Origin of the sequence: Shewanella aestuarii, assembly GCF_011765625.1 — a bacterium.
GTDB lineage: Bacteria > Pseudomonadota > Gammaproteobacteria > Enterobacterales > Shewanellaceae > Shewanella > Shewanella aestuarii_A.
In genome coordinates, this window is sequence record NZ_CP050315.1 from 77,653 (window position 1) to 95,882 (window position 18,230).

An 18,230-nucleotide genomic window follows, 5' to 3' on the forward strand; every position below is an offset into this window, starting at 1 on the left:
AGGAGCGACGCTATGATAGAAATTAGTGAAGATATCACCTTAAGAGATGTAGAGCCTGATGGTAATCCCGTGAGTTTAGATGTTGAGTTTGCCCTAAATTGCAGTGATGAAGTCGTGCAAACCGAAATCGAATCAATTGAGGCGCAAAAGTTTGTCAGTTTTGAGCGTGCTGAATACATCAACAGCACTACCTTTGAGCCATCGAGTGAGAACGAGCATTTTTAATCTGTTATTTTGCTAATGAATCTAGCAACAAGTTGTTCGCCTAGAATGTAACCCATAGTGACCGTAAATATACGTTTAAGAGGTTCTATTTATGAGCAAAATTTCAGATTTGACAGCACAACTAGAGAAACAATCGAAAGAGCTGCAAGAGAGTACGAGGAAGGAACTGAGCAGCGTATTCAACGAGCACACAGAGAACTTGAAGAGGGAATTAAAAGACTCGGAGAGCATAATCAGCGCAGATATCCACGGAACAACGCAGATATTACGCTCTCAAGCGCTGCTCATGCGGAAAGCAGTGTTCAAAACATGGTTGCACTTGTTCTTAACAATATTAATCATTCTAGCATCGATGCTGGGCGTCTTATGGTATCAGGGCCAACTGATAGCAAATAACTTAGTTGAAATTGATCAACAAAATAAGATATTGGAAAGCTTACGGTCACAATCGTTAGATATAGAAATGCCCACTGACGAAGTTGATGAGCGAATCATTCAGATCCCGGTGAAATAGAAATTAACAAATAGCCACTTAACGTCAATGTTGGTGGCTTTTTTTTGCATTCAAACAACGGATAGCTGAGCGTGTTTAAATTCGACAATGGGATCTGAATGTGTAACGGTTGCCCACAAAGCACACTGCATTTGAATAAGGCGATTAATATAAGAAGTGGGTTTTACCGTATTTGCCAGCCAAGCGATGTAATTGGGGTCTTTGGTGTAAATTTCATCCAGCAATAGCCCTTTATATTTCCCAAATGGCATGGTTATGGTTTCAGCGTTGAACACATGATTGTCATAAATATGAATGGCATCGGTTCTGGTAGATAACCCCATTTTGGTAAGGCTACCAACTGCCATTTGGTGCGAGGCGGCTTTGTCGTAAGACAAAAATTGAAGCGATCTGGCATCGGGCATGACACGTTTACCGTTTATTTGTGGTTTTGTCGTGTAGCACATCAATTTGTAACTGCCGATATCACGAATGGCTTTACTGCACACGTATGAAGCAACGGGGATGTGATTGAAATGTGTCATAACTACCTCGAAACGTTTAATTGATACTTGATAATAGGCTTAAAGCCTGTTATTGTCAATATAAAATATACTTATCAGATACCAAATAGGTGCAATAAAATGAACAAGCAGATAATACTAAGAGGGGTGGCATGTGCAGGCTTAATGCTGACAAATGCTGCTTTTGCAGGTGCGACTAATATTGATACGATGTTTGATAAGGCGAAGGATGTATTCACCAAAATGAGTGTGGATGCAAAATTGGCTGTGGCTAACGGTAATGCCAGCGCCGCTCAGTTCAATAAGGGCGAAGTCAAAGGTGACGGTAACACGACCAATGACTCATTTAACAAAGCCAAAAAGATGCTGATGAAAATCAATGCACAGCATCCTTATACTGTTTATTGTGGTGCCAAATTCGATCAGAAAAAAAATATCGATTTACCGGAGGGTATGGTACCCAGCGTGTATGGGCATCGCAAAAAAGTGGAATTTGAACACATTTTGCCAGCCTTCAACTTAGGGCAAGCGTTCCCTGAATGGCGAAATGGACATCCCAATTGCATTGATAATAAGGGTAAAGCCTTTAAAGGTCGCAATTGTGCAGAAAAAATGAACGTGGAATACCGTTTGATGGCGGCAGATATGTATAATTTGCAGCCGAGTTGGGGTGCAGTAAATGCGGCCAGAAGCAATTATAACTTTGCGATGCTGCCAGCGGCAAAATCCAGTTTTGGTCGTTGTGATTTTCGAATTGAGAACCGAAAAGCCCAGCCACCTGAGCGAGCGCGAGGCTTGATTGCGAGAACCTACTTTTATATGGATGCGGTTTACCCGAAATTCCAGATGAGTCAACAGCAGCGCCAACTGATGACCGCGTGGGATAAACAATATCCAGTGCAAGCGAATGAGTGTCGTGTAGCGAAAGAGATCTCAAAAATACAGGGAAACATGAATGAAATCGTCAGACAACGATGCCTAGCAGCAAAGTTGTGGTAAACGTACTCAATACGTTGGAGGCTTTCAATATGTCTTTCCTAATCAAAGAACTGAAGCACAGATGGGATGCGGTGCAGCAAGCATTGGCCAATGATGAGCAGGCCAATGCGCACTATCATCTACGCGCAAGTCGCTGGTACAGAATCCGTTTGGCACTCAATGCCTTTTGTCAATTCACCAGCAACAGGGAATCCGGGCAACAACAAAGGTAAAATGTTTGCACATTTAATCAAAAAAGAACCAATAAGGAGTAGTACGGTGAAGAATGTGAACATAGCAACAGTGTCTTTGGTGATCTTGTTGAGTGGCGTGCTGGATCAGAATGTTAATGCTGCCGAGCTTGCAATTTGCAATGAGAAGTCGGGGGTGAGTCAGCTACGTGAGTTTGAGCAAGTAGAAGGGATAGATGCGGTGGGTCGCAAGGTAATGACCAAGGCAAAATTGCTGGATGTCAGCGCGATAGCGTTAATGGCGCGATATTTTAAAAACGGTGAACATGGATTGCCGCACGATGAGCAATTGTCAGCGTGTTTGTATCAGGATAGTTATTTGCTAGGCAATAATGCCGCTGCGCCGCACTTGTCGCAGATTTTAGTAGAGAATGGGCAATTTAAAGAAGCCGCCACGATGTTGGGAATAGGGTTTGGGTATTGGCATAACGTTGAGCGGCAAATGATAGTCAACGGGACTTATGAGGTGGATGATCTCGCGCCGATGTATTCACACATGCTCTATGGTCAATATCAGCAGATGTTGGATAGCGCCAAAGGTGATCCGCAACCAATCGAGCAGGCTTTTAATGCGGGTGTGGTAAAAATGCAGGTCAAAAAATGAGGATTGGCGGGTCAATCCTCTAAATCAATTTCCCTGTCTTTCAGCATATCTAGTAGAACAAAAGGATCTTCACTGACAACCTTCTCTTTTTTGCTGAGCATGCTGTCGGGCGTTGGTAGGTATTGCAACTGAACGTCAGCATTGGGATCGATATAAATCAAACCAATGGCCGCACGATAGTAGTCAACATTGATTTCGTTGAGTAATCGTCGTGTATCTGACGTTGGGGGTGCAGGCTGGTGGCTGAGTGTCATGACGCAAGGCGAGTGAAGGTTATCAAGCGCAATAGATAAAAGTTCGCAATCGTCAGAGTTGTACGCCACGCCAGTTTCCTTTTTCACATCATACAGTCCAATCACGAAATCATAGTAGGGCAAGCCCAGAACCGGCCCGATGAAGCGGATGTCGTCAATCATGCGATATGTGTTGTCAGAATTCATATATATTCTACGCGGCAAAGGCTTTGCCGTTATCCAGTAAAAGTGCGTCAGTGTGATGCAATGGTAACAGATTATCTTTGTAGTAAAAGCTGTCCGAGGTAAAAGGGTTATAGCTGATGGGGGAGAGATTGCGATATTGGGTTTTGGCGGGGTCAATCGTTTCGAGGGTACCCACAGCCCATGCGTGAACATTGCGAGTTTTTTCAAGCACAGCGCGGCGTTTACCGGATTGCGAGATTTTAAATACCACTTGTGAAAGCAGGACGGACTGTGCATGAGCCACGACTTTATTTTTGAAGGTACCCGAGGTCGCAACGATGCTGAACATCTGGTTATTGAGGTTACGATAGACTTTGACGGTTTGCCCCATTTCAAGGCTGCGATTGCGATATAACTGGAACATGGTTAACCCCTTATTCGATAAATAGCAGTCCTTGTCGATGAAGTGATTAACCTAATTAAAACACATAAAACGTGTGTTGTATATCAAAATGTAAGACAACATTCCCAAATAATATATCCACCCAAAGCCAACCCCAACACTCGACCTTACCCCAACCCGTAAGACAACATTCCCAACGAGATGACCGAACCCGTTCAGAGGTAACCGACACGCTGATCTCTTCGTTGCTGACGCTTTTAACTGCTTTTTCTTCCCGACTTCAATTGCATCATGACGGCTGTGCTCTTGGGCGCGAATATGGACCTATTGGGAAGGGAAACGAGAAAAAGGGGAGGTTTCGCTTTTAAAATAACGCTGTTGCTCTTAAAAATAACGCTGTTGCTTTTAAAAAGCGTGTCTAGCTGTAAATTTAATTGAGTAATAGGTATCTCGTTAATAGAAACAGGGTGAAAAATATAACCTGGTTAAATTGAAACTCGCGTAAATTGACCTGAGCTTAAATTCATTGGTTTAAATGGAAACGAGGTTAAGTTGAATCCGTTTTCATATCACCTTGGGCTTAAATTCAACGCTAGGGTTACTGTAAACAATCCCATTCACACCCTGTCTGCTTTTAATGAAAACCGACGATTAAAAGCAGAAGCGTTATTTTAAAAGAAGATCGCGCAGGCGGGTGAGCACTACAACAAGGTGAATTCGAAACAATGAAGCCAAAAGCAAAAAGAAAAAAGCGTCAGCCACAACAACGGCATGAGTCGAAGAAGTGCGCCTGCAGCCACCATGCTGTTGGTGATACCCTTGCTGGGAATGTTGTCTTACGGTTGGGGGATAAGTGTGTGGTGATGGCTTGATATTGGGGTGATGAGTGTGTGCAAAGTCAGGGAAGGACATGGGTTACCTTCCCGTTGGTGATTGGGATGTCAGATTAGGTGTACGCTTCTTTTAAATCGAGTCGATTGCGGGGTTTAAAGGATTCGATACGCTTCATCTTGGCATCATGCTCAGCTTTCATTTTGGCATACCTGGCACTGAAGGTGCGGTAAGATACCTGCTCTATCCTGTCTTCCTGTGTACAGGCCAGCTCGTTAAATGCCTCTACCTCAACCAGATAATCGCGATAAAATGCCGCCACATTGGGGTTTGATTGCCTGAGCATGATTTTAATCGTCGGCTCCAATAACGCGGAATCGTTAGTGGTGCGTGTCGTGTGACGCCCTTTGCCGGGCGCGGGTACCAACGCAGAAATGTGACTGTTTCCGTCCAGAAAAGCTTGCCGCCAACGACAAACGGTACGCCAATTCACATGGCTTTCCAGCTCAAATTCAGCAGGCAGCTGCTTGAGCAATGGTGTAATATTTTTGTCCGTCCAACCTTTTTCTATACGGGCATCTAAATAGGTTAGAATTCGAAAGCGCCTTAACGCAATGGCTGTTCCGTCAACACTCATAACACTCCGTCAAAACGTATAAACTTATTATATGATTAATAAATAACGCAGTTCTATTAAATCTAGCACTATTGTATGAAATTTCAACAGTCATTTTTTTCAATATGCCTTTAAGCACTTCTACAACAAAAGAAAATCGCAACAGGACCGCTATCATCGATGCCCTCACTTGTTTTAATGTGAAAGGAATTCCAGTTCGCATTGACCCGCGACGCGCCCTGAATTATGGTAACTTTGTGTATCGCGCTCAACATAAAGCGGCCAGCGTTATGCAATCCGCTTCAACTCAACCGTTCGTGTAGGGAACGTCATGGAAATAGAAAAAAAACAGGTTGCACTCTCCGTCGTAAGCGTCAAATTAGCTGGCAAAAAATTAACTGGTGCCATATTGGATCAAATTCCTCGACTCGATTTTTGTGACTTGCTGGTCGATGAACATTATTGCTTTGACGACTCCCCAGATATCATCCCTGTCGCACGTTTTTCGTTAGTGTCATTTCTCAATAGCGAAATGCGGATCAACAAAATATTGGGTCACAGTGCAGACAGCGCAAGAAGCCTCAATATGCATTACGGTCGAGATCAAGAAGATGCCTTTTTCTTTATCTATCAAGGGCAGCTATATTGTGACAGTTATCATTCGAGAACCGGCACGCAGGCATATGGACATCAACTGAAAAATGTGAGTCATAAGCTGGATGAATGCTATACACGACTAAGAGCCGCAAACAGAGTGCTTGAGCTTGAAGCGCAAGGCGTAGACGCTCACGACATCGTAGGCAGGTGTTCCAAAGGTCGCACCATGTTGCCTAGAGGTCGAAATAGAAAAAGATCCAATCACGTTTTGGATGATTTGGATGATTGGGAAGATGACGTTATGGATTTTGATGACAGCGATGAAACCATTGCGTCCCAAGAATATAACAGCATCATCAAAAGTCATGGCACTTGGGCAAAATACATCGCTGCATTAAAAGAAGAAGTGAGATTAGAGGAAATCCTAAAAATCCAACTCAAGCACGAAGTCGAAGGTTTTGAAAATAAAGTGGCATCCATTATCAAACAGATAATCGCTTCGCCATATACAATACTCGGCTGTTGACAAACACGTTAACATCATCGCTTTACTGGCGAGGCATTAGACCTCGCCAAATGACGTCCTACTGACAGTGCCTTTTTTTTCTATTCTGGTTATTTTCTCCGCTTTGCAATATACTTAACGTATACTTGAAAAGTGGAGATAGCAATGAGCGAGCAAACTTTCAATCAGATCTGCAACAATGCCGCCTTAATAGTCGATGAAAAAATCGGTCAAACTGCCGGATTTTTGTACCAACTGTCATTTCACATTCAAACATTGGCTCGCCACATTTTAGCAAAGAATGCGTTTTGCACAACTGAACAAGCGCAAGCGCTAATCCACTCGCTCAACGAGCAAAATCAACTTGCTAAGTACCTAGAACCCAATAAATTTTACAATTCTGAGTTGCCAAAACACCTCTCATTTCAAGATTACAAACAAGCGGCATTGGCACACGCTCTAGAGCACATTGACATGTCACAAGTGTCACTCGACTTGCAGCAATTTACATTGCATGGTGAGCAAGGCTATCATTTCACGCTGAAATTCGATTGGCAGGGCGGGATAGCCGCCTTTGCCAGTGAACTATGTTGCACTGATGGGAAGGTCGCACTCGATGATGGCTGTACTGTCGTGTCTTTTGGTAATGATTGTGTACATATCAACTGGCTGATAGAACCCATTAAAAACGAGCCAAGCCTTACCTTTGATGCGATGTGCCTTGAGATCTTTAACGATGCAACCAGCAAACTGTCCATCCAATCAAACGCTTTGCAGGCCGAATTTAACCACGCTAGCCCTCTGGACCAACTAGAAGCTTGTCCCGCAGACTCGGCCATGATGCTGTTGATAAATGCGTATCTCGATGCCAGTTATCAGGATAATGCGCAAGATTTCTTTCCCTGTTCTGCACTGATAGCAGATTATCTCGCAGGTGAGTCTACCCAGCACAAAGTTAACAATATCGATGAGTCTTATTTTAAAAAAGGCCAAGGCGATGACGTTGACAAATGGATTGAGTATTTCAGCAAACTTGACCGCACGATAGACGCAATGTTTTTGGCTAACGTCGATGCGCCGATACAAGATCACCCCGATGGGCAGCAATATCGAAAAAATGCCAAGGTCAAAGAAGCCTTCTGCAAGCAAGCCTTAACCGCTAACCGAGCAATGGATAATCCCATTGCTTTGCACGCACTGATACAGGCCATCAATGTCGATGTGTTCAATCATCAAGGGGGGCAATCAAGAACGCGCTACACCAGCATTTTGAGCAAATACAATTTGTGGCGCAAAGTTGCGCTATCAGCCACAACATTAATGCGATGTTGGCATCAAACAACGCGGTACAACTGACTCAAGCTGAAAAGGACACGCCACAACTGGCTGTCATCAATGCGCTTTAGGACTGAATGATATGCACTTATACAATGACCTTGAATCGCTCGTTACCGCCGCAGGAAAAGCAGTGCGTTATGCCGATATTGAACACGCTGCACAGGCCGTGACTGACAGAATGCAAGCCAGAATAGACGAATTGACACAAATTCAAATGCCGGTGATGCTAAAAGAATTTACGCATCACTTTCAACAAGACGGCAATGACTACTTAAAACCCTACATGGAAAACGCGCAGTTTCTTCAGGAAATTCAGGCTCGTTACAATAAGGGGCTTTTTGAACTCACCGCTGAAGACATTACACGATTAACTGAACAGTGTGACATCAAAGCGGCAAGCAAATGCGTTATGCATGACTATCGCAGACATGATCTCAATAAATGCCTGTTTCTTCATCATATAGCGGATCACAGTGAAGCGATCTCAATCGCTAACATCAACACCCACTCATGGAGCAAAATCAATTTTGTATTAGACATCAAGACGCCAAACCTTAACACGCAGGCTCACATAAGTCTCTCAGATGATGACTATGAACTCGACGCTTCAAAAATGCATATTTCATATAATGCGGAGAAAGTACAATCTATTTTCGGGTTTCAATTCACTGAACAACAATGCCAAAGCATTAGTCAATTTAATGAAGGCGAGTTTGGCATACTGCCGGAGGTTTTGGATTCAGAATGTCCTGCGTATAGCGCCGATGCTGCGCTAATGAGGCTCAAGGGGTCAATTGAAATATGCATGAGTGCGCGAGCGCTAATGCTAAACCCAACACAACCGGATAGACAATGTTTAGATCAAGTATTCGATAAATATACCAAAGCGCCTCAACCGTTTGTTTATCATTTCTTAGACGACCTGACTTCGCTCACACCCCAGCAATACTATCAAAACGTTGCGCTTTTCATGACGGGCAATCCCATGGATACGCTCAGCCCAACACTTGATGAAGATGCAATGAGCAAAACAAAGCTGCCTATCTTGCGTTCCATCTGCTGCATACCGTTATTGGATGAACAGAACAAAAACTATATGGAATATTTGCTTCATTTAAATCGTTTAGTGAACGCCATCGACGAGGAAAGCCTACCAGGGAAATATATCAACAGCAGCATAGTAAAGAGGCAATTAAGAGAGGGCCGAATAGCACTAATTGACTATGAACAGTGCCTTAATTTAAGCCAATCGATAACCGAATGCATAGAGTCGGAATTTAAAGAGTTAGGTGCCAGTGAAAAGGTAAACGATGAGATATCAAATGCTTTAATAAATTCTCTATAAATTGAGTATGTTAAATTAAATAGCTAGAGGTGCGCTTATGATAGAAACAATCAACATTGATCCTTTTTGCGATCCAAAAGATATACGGTTGTATTTGCGTTCACCCTTCAGTATCGGTGAATATACCTATGCAGCGAGTTGTCAATGTATGATACGTGTGCCAAGGCGTGATTGGATTCCCGAATTTGAGTCAGAAGAAAATGCAAAAATAATAGAAAGTTATTTTTCTGTAGATGCCGATTCCACCTTTCTACCACTTCCAAAATTTAATGTTAAAACCATCAAAGGCAAAAGGAAGCTCATATCTTGTGATATTGACGGGGTGCGCATTCACTTAGATCGCACTGACAAACCCATCATTACTATCAATGGCAATAAAGCCAATCTTTACCACATGAGTTTGTTTGCGGAATTTGCCAATGTTCAATATGCCTTTATCAAAAGTACAAACGTGTTTGCTATCCGCTTTGATGGTGGTGATGGCGTTATTGCTGGTTTCGAAAATAAATATAACAAAAGTCAGGAATGTACAAGGAAGATTTATTAGCAGTAGCAGCTGGTTTTTCAAAACAAATCAGAAATGCGCTTTAAGACTGAATTGAGGGTTTAGCCATGTTGATAGATAACGACATCGCAATTATGTATCAGTTCGAAAGCTCAAACAGTCTCGAAGATGTGTTTGAAGCTAATGGACGTCTGGAAAGGATCTTCGATTTGCGTCACTACCAATTTAGAAAACATATATTGATGCAGATTTTAGAACAAAAGCGCAAAAGCCTTGACTTAAAATACGGTCATTACTTATTGAAGCATCACTATATCAAACTCTTTGATATAGATTCTCAACGCTCGAAATTTGGACTGCAAATGATACATAGGGCAATGGAGTCGATGCATGCAGAACAAGGTATGACATTCTGTGATACGGAAATAACTACCTTACCTAATGGCAAAAAGGCAAGAAAAGGAATGTCGGAAAAGGAAAAGAACGCTACCTGCCATTGCAAAACCTGTCTGGATACATGGCTGTTACTTCATAACATTAATAGCAAAAGCAGCATCGAACTTAAGGAAATAAACAATCTTAAACAAAACGTGATTAACCTCCGTTTCTCTATAAATTGCAAAGACAACTTAACAATCAAAGGCGCTATTGATTACCATTCAGATACTGCCTCTTTTTCGGTTGATTCGCTCAATCTCAGATACGATCTATATAAACGAAGTACCGTATTTTTTAAAAAAATGAATCGCGACCTCGACGCTCCACACGACACGCTATGCAGTGAAAAAAATGAGTTATTTTATTATCCAGACTTCGATCTATTTAAAGTGATACAAGGTGAATTGCCTTTCAATGCGCATCGTTATCACCAAACGGTGATAAAAGAGATCATCGCGCAATATGAGATACATGCCTGCCTTAGAATGTTAATCCTAAATCCTTTTCATCCCGATACGGCGCGAATAACGGATTACATCAATAACATTAAAATTGGCACCACTTACATTCAAAAAACGAATCCTTTTGCACTGCATTTTTTTGATGATAAACAGATGCATGCGCTTTCAAATCAAGAGTTCGTTGGCAATGTTATGCATATCTTCAAAGAAAATTTTAAAATTATTAGTTGTTACGAAGGACCGCCGCGTTGGTTGGCGCTGATGTTGTCGATTGCACTTAGAATTCGAGCCTATTATCAGCAAACTCATAATGCTATCGCGACAACGAAATATTCAAACATTGACTATTACGCACAAGTACAGATCTTTAGAAATCACCTCAAGAGTAATGGGATTGAGGAAACTCAGTTTGTGGGAGAGTTGACTGATTTTATTCAATTAAATGAGGACAGTATTAATGACTACCTGCAATTGCTGAGCGAGTATGACCCGTTCATACCCAATCAACCCGATCCTTACGGGCAATACACCAACGAAGAAATCCACCAGCTGTTTGGCCAATACGATTAAGAGGGATGGATAAGCCATGGTTAAAGTAACTTTAAATGAGCTATTGGACAAAACCTTAGCCGATTTCAATACACTAAAAGCGCAATACCGAGCCTTGTGCGAAGAAATATCCCCCGCCATTAAGCATGGAGCACAACAGGCATTCAACCGTTACCCAGATGCTATCAGTGAATATTTTGAGCAAAAAGCGTTATCGGTCGATCACCCCATACGCGATGTTGTGACTATAGATAACGATCACTTATCAGACATGCCCAAGGCGCTAAAAAAGACTCTCAAAGAGTTTACTGATTTTTCTGAATACCAATTATTTCATGAATGGTGTGTCTTAAGGCAAGCAGCAACTTGCGACATAGCCTATGAAGCCTGTCTCAGCAATACCTCTTTTCATTTCCAAGACACTTATGTCATTGGCTTTAAAAACCCGGAAGAAGTGGGACTGATTTTCGAAGTGAATTTTCACGAAAACGAGGGTAACACCAACCAAGTCATCATCAAAAATGAACGCGGTGCGTTTGTACCTATTGAAGTAGAAATACCGCTCGCAACGAAAGGCATCATGCAGCCAATATTTTACAAGCTGATTGATGAGCTATATCGAAAACCGCAATTTTTCGAAAACCATTTTAAAAGAGAAAGTGATACCGCTTCTGCAGTGTATGACAGAACAGTCGATTTGGACCACAGGCAAAAGTTATCGTTAGCAAAAATATTATTACTTAAGCATATTAACGATACTTTTTTAACCGGTGACACAATTGACGAAAACTCACACGAGGCCATTTCTGAGTTTTATAACGATATACACTCAATGCGCGTTGAACGTTTGGCCAGTGAGCTGACTCGGTTTGGCAGTAACCAGCATGTCGATAAGGATGACATTCTCTCTCGTATACACGCACTGAATACGTTTATGGATAAAGTCTGCGATGACAATATGTATCATCATAACTCGTTTAATTTCATTGATATTCATTTAGATAAATTAACTGGATCTGAGTATTTTCAATTTCTAGATGAGTTAGAAGCCACTTTCAACCACTGCGTCAAAAATCACGGGACATATGGCACACTACTGAATCAGACCGCAGATGAACGGCTTGAAAGAAGGATGGCATTGGAAATATCCAATAATATCGAGCAAGCCATAAACTTATCAACTGACATAGAGAAAGCACTAGCCGAAATGAACAGTGCGTCCAGCATGACGCACTCAAATGATAAAGCTCACGAGCGCGATGATGAGCAATCTCTATCGTTGCACAATTCGTTGTAAGTTCAGCATAAGAGGTACCAGGCATGACGTTTATTAATGACTCATTGGTAAGATTTAGGAGATGACATGGTTAAAGTAACTTTAAGTGAGCTATTGGACAAAACCTTAGCCGATTTCAATACACTAAAAGCGCAATACCGAGCCTTGTGCGAAGAAATATCCCCCGCCATTAAGCAGGGAGCACAACAGGCATTTAACCGTTACCCAGATGCTATCAGTGAATATTTTGAGCAAAAAGCGTTATCGGTCAATCCCATGAACTACGCTTCAGTTTACGCTTCAGTTTTTGATGAAAATAACGATCAATTTTCAGACATGCCCAAGGCGGTAAAAGATACTCTCAAAGAGTTTACTGATTTTTCTGAATTAGAATCCTTTCGTGGATGGTGGATCTTAAGGCAAGCAGCAACTGGCGACATAAACTATGAAGCCAGTCTCTGCAGACAGTCATTTCATTTCCAAGACACTTATTACGTTAACTTTAAAAACCCAGAAGAAGGGGCGCTGATCTTCGAAGTGAATTTTCACGAAAATGAGGGTAACACCAACCAAGTCATGATCAAAAATAATCCCGGTGCGTTTGTACCAATTGAAGTGGAAATTCCGCTCGCAGCGAAAGGCATCATGCAGCCAATATTTTACCTGCTGATTGAAGAGCTATATCAAAAACCGCAATTTTTCGAAAACCATTTTAAAAGACAAAGTGATACCGCAGCTGCTGTGTATGACAAAACTGTCGATTTGGACCACAGGCAAAACTTAACGTTAGCAACAATATTATTGCTTAAGAATATTAACGATACTTTTTTAAACGGTGACACAATTGACGAAAACTCACACGAGGCCATTTCTAAGTTTTATAACGATATAGATATACACTCAATTAACGTTGAAAGTGTGGCCAGTGATCTGACACGGATTGGCAGTAACCAGCATGTCGATAAGAATAACATTCTTCCTCGAATTCTCGCACTGAATACGTTTATGGATAAAGTCTGCTATGACGATGTGTATCATCTTAACTCGTTAAGTTTCATTGATTTTCATTTGGATAAATTAACTGGATCTGAGTATTTTCAATTTCTAGATGAGTTAGAAACCACTTTCAAGCACTGCATGAAAGAAGGATGGCATTGGAAATATCCAATAATATCGAGCAAGCCATAAATTTATCAACTGACATTGAGAAAGCACTAGCCGAAATGAACAGTGCGCCCAGCATGACACACTCAAATGATAAACCACACGAGCGCGAAGATGAGCAATATCTATCGTTGCACAATTCATTGTAAGTTCAGCATAAGAGGTACCAAGCATGCCAGCTATCAATCTAGATGAGTTAACGAAAAAAGCGGTGGCAGCATCTAACGAGATGCGCGATGGCGCAAAGCGATTTGGTGATCAATTGCAGGGCGTTATGGCAAAGATTGCGATGCGTGCTAGACAAGAATACCCGCAATGCATCAATGATTATTTCGATTGGGTGATCGGGGAGGTTGGTACGGTTGATAGGGCCATTTTCTGTGCTGCCCATTATTTTAATAAAATGCCTGATGAGGTAATCGATGCGATACAGCAGATGGGAATTGAGCCTAATCAATTGAATAAAGAAGTATTCCTAGCGAAGTGGGCATACCGTACCACTGTCCTTGAAAAAGCAACGTCTATTAATATGAATAGCCATCGTACTTTGATATATGCCAATAACGATAACGATAACAGTGGCCGGATCAGAATACATCTTCAACTCGGTAAAAAAGAACGGTTTGAAGTGGAAGTGCTATTAGATGGACAGGGCAACGGCAGCTATATCAGTATAAAAAGTGATGCTCAATCATCACCGCTTTTGCTTTTAAATAAGAAGAAATTGCAAACTCAAGTCATGTTGGAAAAGAGTGATTTGCACTGTGCAGTACCGCTTGAGTCTTTATTATATCTGTCAAATGATGAATCAATCAGCACTTTCACAGAGCTGGGTGAACTGAGTTTTTATAAGAATAATTCTCTGCAATTGACGTTTTTTGTGAATTTATTAGAAGCATACAAAAACGATGGTACGTTAGATGACGAAGCGCAAACAAAGGTATGTCGGTTAGCAAGACAATTATCACAAGTGCAAGTGGAAGCAATAACACAACTCATTAATGTATCCACCGAATTACGAGATAATGCTGCACTTTTTAAGGCCGTAAATACATTTTTCAGCTATAAACACCCGAAGGATTCACACAATCCCTTGGTAAAGAGTATCGATTGCGTGCTCTTAGATAGAGCTGCGAGCAAACAAGCTGAAAGCGAAGTTGAGTTTTTAACGTTTCTTAGCGCGGTGAATAGTCAATTGAATGTGCCAATAGAGGAAGGCTTATTCACTGTCACGCAAAGGGTAATCAAGCACAATAAATCCGAAATGGACGAGTTACAACAATCATTACAGCTAAGCGATAACATAGCGCAAGCGTTAGAAAAGCTATCTATTCCGGTTGATGACATTGAGTTGAACAAAAATAATGACCAGGCAACGACAATAATCAACGCTATCTAGTCATTAAACACGAAATATCAATATACTTTTCATGTACCTGTTTTGTTGTAAGTGGTGTGTGAATTTGCTAATCTACAATAACGAGACTGCGAGTTAACGGTCTAAGTATATCAACAACCCACAGATGACGGGCTTATCAATTCTGGTGAAAGGTAAATGACTGATGCGTAAAAAACATGATTATTACCCACAGATAGCAACTGCGACCATTGATGTCATACGTAAAGAGCGCATCATCTATCAAGATTGGATAGTCGCCCTCACTCAAATAGTCGATACATACAGAAAAAACAAACTCAAAGAGTACCCAGAATTCATAAAAAACGCCTTTCATCAATACACGCAGGAGTCGATTGCAAATAACCCTTCTACGGTCATAGATAGATTCTCTTCAACCGATCAGATTGAAAAAGACGCGCTAGTGAAACTATTTCAAGACCAAGCTGTGATAGATAGTTATGAAAAATGGGGTGGATTGGATCTGATAAAAAAACATTATTGCGATTGGTATGCGTGTGAACACAGCTTGCATAACGTGGCTTTAACGCATCTAAGGACAACTGAAAACAATTTTAATGGTAATGTACATATCACAGCTAGAAACGATAGCTTAGATAAATATAATATTAGTATCATGCTCGAAATCGACGAGGAAGGCGAAGTCGATGGCCCCATCACGATAGAGACAAATCCCAATTGTCGGTTTCATACCAGCCAATCAGCCATGATACCTTGCGCGATAGCTGTCATGGAACACGAACAAGTCCCAAGTGAACTGACACAGGACCAAATCAAATCAGTGCTGCTCAATAAAGATGATCCCGAAGGTCACAGCGCGACGAAAGTCTTGTTTGTAAAGACGCTATTTAACCAAGTGCTGCAAGGCGCTAACGTTGATTTAAACCAGTTTTCAGAACTTCTCTCGTCATTACGTGCAAGGTTCATATGGGACGCAGCGGAGGTATATTGTAAAACACTCCAAGAAGGTCCAGATGACGCAAAACAATGGACGGATTGGCTGCGGCATTTACACAGATTGATTGTCCTAGCTGACAAAGACAAAAACTATACGGGAATTGTCGATGAGATCCTTGGTTATACGATTGCTAGTTGTACTGATAAGACTCAGAAAGTGGAGCTATTGATTGCACTGAATGACATCAAAGATGATGGCAGTCGATTTGGCGATTATCTGAATAATTATTCGAGTAAATTGTGTATGCTGACGCAAAACTATCAACCCGCGATAGATGAGTACAACGAAAAGCTAGCTTGCGTCGCATTAAGTGACTCCATTGAAAGTATGATCCTTGATGTACACAAAATGGATACTGATAACATCGATAAAGAACTGACAGTGAGTTACGATAACAGCTTGTAGTCACACCATTAGAGCACTGATGAAACCCAAAATTGAAAATGAACACAGCGCCAACCTCATGCGGGTGTCTCTCGGCATTACTGGGTTTGAAAGTCCCGCGAGCGCTTATTCTCAAGCGCCATTAAGTTTGCATAGTTTACTCATCGCTTCGCCAAGCGCCATGTCTGTCACAGTAGCACAAGAGGACGATTTGGCGGGTAAAGGGATTTTTAAGGGTGATTTGATGGTCGTCAATCAGTCATTAACACCCGCGATGAATGATGCGGTGTTATGTCTTTATAACGGCCAAGTGATTTGCAGGCTTATTGATACGCATAACAACCTATTATTTCAAGTCCTGCCAGATGGCCAATATGTTAATGAGCCGATAGTCAGTGAAATGGACGATTTCAAGGTGTTAGGTGTAGTGCCATTCTGTATCAGAGTGCATGCTGATCCCGATAATCGATTTAAAGATTTCGATGCCGAAAATCGATTCTTTAGCGAATTGCCGTATGATCTTGATGACTTGGTTAACATCAACCCTGTGGCCACGTTCATAGCCAAGGGAAGCGGTCATTCCATGCAAAATGTTGGCATTTTTGATGGGGATTTAATCTTTGTGGACAGAGCACTTGAGGCGGTAAATGGATCGGTTGTGGTGTGCAACTGCGACGGTGAGTTTGCTTGCAAAATGATAGATTTACCAAATAATTTGTTACTCTCTGCTGGTGGAAACCACGCCCCGCAATCTATCAATCATTTCACAAACTTTAGCATTGAGGGGGTCGTGGCGGTGTCAATTCGACTGTTAACCCCAGTGCCAGAGTTGATGTGATTTAATCTTTGCGCTTAATATAATTTTGCAACGTGCGAGGGTCTTGGTGACCAGTTCTACCCATGATGTAGAGGTCTGTTTTATCATTCTCAGCCAATTGAGTAACACAGCCTGAACGCAATGAATGAGCGCCAATGCGAGAAGCCTGCAATCCTGCGGCAACTGAATACTGCTTGATCATGCGATAGATATCATTACCACTTAAAATCCCATTAACTTTGCCTGCTGCGATATCCTCTTCGTAAGTGCGAATGGTTTGCTTATCACGAGATATACTTCGAAATAAATGCCCGCCAGTGATCCCAGAATATGCTAGCCAGCGCTGCACAAAAGGATACGCTGCAAAAGGCTCATCAATAGGTAATTCTTTCCATTCCAGCTTATTTTTCTGGTTCGCTTTGGAGAATTTAATATCAATGCGAAGTGCATTACGTCGAAATGATAAATCATTTACTTTAAGCGCACATAATTCAGAACGTCGAAAGCCACCTTGCAATCCAAGGGTGAGGATTGCCTTATCACGGACGGCTTTTAGCGTGTCATCTGGGCCAATGGCCTCTAACAAGCTCTCGATGTCAGGGTACAAAATAGGATCTTGGCGAGTATCCTGAGTTTGACGATCACGAACACGCTTTAAGCCATCAAACGTATCGATGCAGATTTGATGATCGGTGGGCGAGGGAAGGCCGCTCTTGATATGAAAGTAGCGAATTGCTGCGATACGGGTTGCAATCGTATTAACCGAGAGCGCTTTACCATATTGGCTAACGCAATGGTTGGCCTGATAAGAAATAAATATCGCCACGGTTCGTGGATCTGCGGGGATAGCTTGAACACCATTAGCAGCACAAAACTCATAAAACGGCTTGATATTGTCTTCATAAGTCTCAATCGTTTTACTGGCACGAGTGTTATTTAATAATGCTTCAACTGAATCTGCGAACTGGTTAAATGAAGGCGGCATCTCATCCTCGAAAAAATAATCCGCTTCATTCTTTAAAGTAACTTTACCTTTATATTTGGCAATCGTGTTCATCAGTGTACCAAACTCATTAAATATCAACGGCTTAATGTTAGCAGTCACTCGGTTTAATTGCAAGAATAATCCGAT

The 18,230-nt window shown here is 41.7% G+C and carries 19 protein-coding genes; 14 read left to right on the plus strand and 5 right to left on the minus strand.

Features of this window, described 5'->3' with window-relative positions:
* Positions 1-12 precede the first annotated feature (12 nt).
* Complete coding sequence (locus HBH39_RS18970) at positions 13-225, plus strand: hypothetical protein (protein ID WP_167680387.1); 213 nt, start codon at positions 13-15, stop codon at positions 223-225.
* Between the two features lie 91 nt (positions 226-316).
* Positions 317-739, plus strand: coding sequence for an MbeB family mobilization protein (locus tag HBH39_RS18975; RefSeq protein WP_167680388.1), 423 nt, complete (start codon positions 317-319; stop codon positions 737-739).
* Between the two features lie 50 nt (positions 740-789).
* On the opposite strand, the gene HBH39_RS18980 is transcribed toward HBH39_RS18975, so the two are convergent.
* Positions 790-1,263: a putative quorum-sensing-regulated virulence factor gene (locus HBH39_RS18980; protein ID WP_167680389.1), complete on the minus strand. Its 474-nt coding sequence runs from the start codon at positions 1,261-1,263 to the stop codon at positions 790-792.
* 99 nt (positions 1,264-1,362) lie between these two features.
* On the opposite strand from HBH39_RS18980, the gene HBH39_RS18985 reads away from it, so the two are divergent.
* On the plus strand, positions 1,363-2,241 hold the full coding sequence (locus HBH39_RS18985) for an endonuclease (protein WP_244325824.1): 879 nt from the start codon (positions 1,363-1,365) through the stop codon (positions 2,239-2,241).
* A 105-nt stretch (positions 2,242-2,346) separates the two neighbouring features.
* Positions 2,347-3,075, plus strand: coding sequence for a hypothetical protein (locus HBH39_RS18990; protein WP_167680390.1), 729 nt, complete (start codon positions 2,347-2,349; stop codon positions 3,073-3,075).
* A gap of 11 nt (positions 3,076-3,086) precedes the next feature.
* Here HBH39_RS18990 and HBH39_RS18995 read toward each other — a convergent pair whose 3' ends face one another.
* The 3 genes from HBH39_RS18995 to HBH39_RS19005 all read right to left on the minus strand — a co-directional run bounded on the left by HBH39_RS18995 (position 3,087) and on the right by HBH39_RS19005 (position 5,365).
* Complete coding sequence (locus HBH39_RS18995) at positions 3,087-3,515, minus strand: hypothetical protein (protein WP_167680391.1); 429 nt, start codon at positions 3,513-3,515, stop codon at positions 3,087-3,089.
* A gap of 7 nt (positions 3,516-3,522) precedes the next feature.
* Positions 3,523-3,918 carry a hypothetical protein gene (locus HBH39_RS19000; RefSeq protein ID WP_167680392.1) on the minus strand — a complete coding sequence of 132 codons (396 nt, stop codon included), beginning with the start codon at positions 3,916-3,918 and terminating at the stop codon, positions 3,523-3,525.
* A 925-nt stretch (positions 3,919-4,843) separates the two neighbouring features.
* The gene (locus HBH39_RS19005) at positions 4,844-5,365 is read right to left on the minus strand and encodes a hypothetical protein (RefSeq protein ID WP_167680393.1); all 522 of its coding nucleotides are present in this window, start codon (positions 5,363-5,365) and stop codon (positions 4,844-4,846) included.
* A gap of 310 nt (positions 5,366-5,675) precedes the next feature.
* Here HBH39_RS19005 and HBH39_RS19010 point away from each other — a divergent pair, with 310 nt between their 5' ends.
* From HBH39_RS19010 to HBH39_RS19055, 10 genes are all read left to right on the plus strand, one after another.
* A complete protein-coding gene (locus HBH39_RS19010; protein WP_167680394.1) occupies positions 5,676-6,467 on the plus strand; it encodes a hypothetical protein in 792 nt (263 codons plus the stop codon).
* A 144-nt stretch (positions 6,468-6,611) separates the two neighbouring features.
* A complete protein-coding gene (locus HBH39_RS19015; RefSeq protein ID WP_167680395.1) occupies positions 6,612-7,802 on the plus strand; it encodes a hypothetical protein in 1,191 nt (396 codons plus the stop codon).
* Positions 7,803-7,863: 61 nt separating this feature from the next.
* Positions 7,864-9,129: a hypothetical protein gene (locus HBH39_RS19020; RefSeq protein ID WP_167680396.1), complete on the plus strand. Its 1,266-nt coding sequence runs from the start codon at positions 7,864-7,866 to the stop codon at positions 9,127-9,129.
* A gap of 37 nt (positions 9,130-9,166) precedes the next feature.
* Positions 9,167-9,676: a hypothetical protein gene (locus HBH39_RS19025; RefSeq protein WP_167680397.1), complete on the plus strand. Its 510-nt coding sequence runs from the start codon at positions 9,167-9,169 to the stop codon at positions 9,674-9,676.
* 65 nt (positions 9,677-9,741) lie between these two features.
* Complete coding sequence (locus tag HBH39_RS19030; protein ID WP_167680398.1) at positions 9,742-11,103, plus strand: hypothetical protein; 1,362 nt, start codon at positions 9,742-9,744, stop codon at positions 11,101-11,103.
* 16 nt (positions 11,104-11,119) lie between these two features.
* The gene (locus HBH39_RS19035) at positions 11,120-12,379 is read left to right on the plus strand and encodes a hypothetical protein (protein ID WP_167680399.1); all 1,260 of its coding nucleotides are present in this window, start codon (positions 11,120-11,122) and stop codon (positions 12,377-12,379) included.
* 66 nt (positions 12,380-12,445) lie between these two features.
* Positions 12,446-13,546, plus strand: coding sequence for a hypothetical protein (locus HBH39_RS19040; RefSeq protein ID WP_167680400.1), 1,101 nt, complete (start codon positions 12,446-12,448; stop codon positions 13,544-13,546).
* 148 nt (positions 13,547-13,694) lie between these two features.
* Positions 13,695-14,921 (plus strand): hypothetical protein, encoded by a 1,227-nt coding sequence (locus HBH39_RS19045; RefSeq protein WP_167680401.1) that lies wholly within the window; start codon positions 13,695-13,697, stop codon positions 14,919-14,921.
* Between the two features lie 163 nt (positions 14,922-15,084).
* On the plus strand, positions 15,085-16,302 hold the full coding sequence (locus tag HBH39_RS19050) for a hypothetical protein (RefSeq protein WP_167680402.1): 1,218 nt from the start codon (positions 15,085-15,087) through the stop codon (positions 16,300-16,302).
* Between the two features lie 19 nt (positions 16,303-16,321).
* A complete protein-coding gene (locus HBH39_RS19055) occupies positions 16,322-17,119 on the plus strand; it encodes a S24 family peptidase (RefSeq protein WP_167680403.1) in 798 nt (265 codons plus the stop codon).
* A gap of 1 nt (position 17,120) precedes the next feature.
* Here the strand turns inward: HBH39_RS19055 and HBH39_RS19060 are convergent, their stop codons facing one another.
* On the minus strand, positions 17,121-18,218 hold the full coding sequence (locus tag HBH39_RS19060; RefSeq protein ID WP_167680404.1) for a tyrosine-type recombinase/integrase: 1,098 nt from the start codon (positions 18,216-18,218) through the stop codon (positions 17,121-17,123).
* Positions 18,219-18,230 lie beyond the last annotated feature (12 nt).

Excerpts from the sequence above, each read along its gene's own strand:
- HBH39_RS18975 (WP_167680388.1), top strand. The coding sequence starts at position 317 with ATGAGCAAAATTTCAGATTTGACAGCACAACTAGAGAAACAATCGAAA.
- HBH39_RS19020 (WP_167680396.1), top strand. The coding sequence starts at position 7,864 with ATGCACTTATACAATGACCTTGAATCGCTCGTTACCGCCGCAGGAAAA.
- HBH39_RS18995 (WP_167680391.1), bottom strand. The coding sequence starts at position 3,515 with ATGAATTCTGACAACACATATCGCATGATTGACGACATCCGCTTCATC.
- HBH39_RS19050 (WP_167680402.1), top strand. The coding sequence starts at position 15,085 with ATGCGTAAAAAACATGATTATTACCCACAGATAGCAACTGCGACCATT.
- HBH39_RS18990 (WP_167680390.1), top strand. The coding sequence starts at position 2,347 with ATGCGCACTATCATCTACGCGCAAGTCGCTGGTACAGAATCCGTTTGG.
- HBH39_RS19045 (WP_167680401.1), top strand. The coding sequence starts at position 13,695 with ATGCCAGCTATCAATCTAGATGAGTTAACGAAAAAAGCGGTGGCAGCA.
- HBH39_RS18970 (WP_167680387.1), top strand. The coding sequence starts at position 13 with ATGATAGAAATTAGTGAAGATATCACCTTAAGAGATGTAGAGCCTGAT.
- HBH39_RS19025 (WP_167680397.1), top strand. The coding sequence starts at position 9,167 with ATGATAGAAACAATCAACATTGATCCTTTTTGCGATCCAAAAGATATA.
- HBH39_RS19005 (WP_167680393.1), bottom strand. The coding sequence starts at position 5,365 with ATGAGTGTTGACGGAACAGCCATTGCGTTAAGGCGCTTTCGAATTCTA.
- HBH39_RS18985 (WP_244325824.1), top strand. The coding sequence starts at position 1,363 with ATGAACAAGCAGATAATACTAAGAGGGGTGGCATGTGCAGGCTTAATG.
- HBH39_RS19010 (WP_167680394.1), top strand. The coding sequence starts at position 5,676 with ATGGAAATAGAAAAAAAACAGGTTGCACTCTCCGTCGTAAGCGTCAAA.
- HBH39_RS18980 (WP_167680389.1), bottom strand. The coding sequence starts at position 1,263 with ATGACACATTTCAATCACATCCCCGTTGCTTCATACGTGTGCAGTAAA.
- HBH39_RS19055 (WP_167680403.1), top strand. The coding sequence starts at position 16,322 with ATGAAACCCAAAATTGAAAATGAACACAGCGCCAACCTCATGCGGGTG.
- HBH39_RS19040 (WP_167680400.1), top strand. The coding sequence starts at position 12,446 with ATGGTTAAAGTAACTTTAAGTGAGCTATTGGACAAAACCTTAGCCGAT.
- HBH39_RS19015 (WP_167680395.1), top strand. The coding sequence starts at position 6,612 with ATGAGCGAGCAAACTTTCAATCAGATCTGCAACAATGCCGCCTTAATA.
- HBH39_RS19035 (WP_167680399.1), top strand. The coding sequence starts at position 11,120 with ATGGTTAAAGTAACTTTAAATGAGCTATTGGACAAAACCTTAGCCGAT.
- HBH39_RS19000 (WP_167680392.1), bottom strand. The coding sequence starts at position 3,918 with ATGTTCCAGTTATATCGCAATCGCAGCCTTGAAATGGGGCAAACCGTC.
- HBH39_RS19030 (WP_167680398.1), top strand. The coding sequence starts at position 9,742 with ATGTTGATAGATAACGACATCGCAATTATGTATCAGTTCGAAAGCTCA.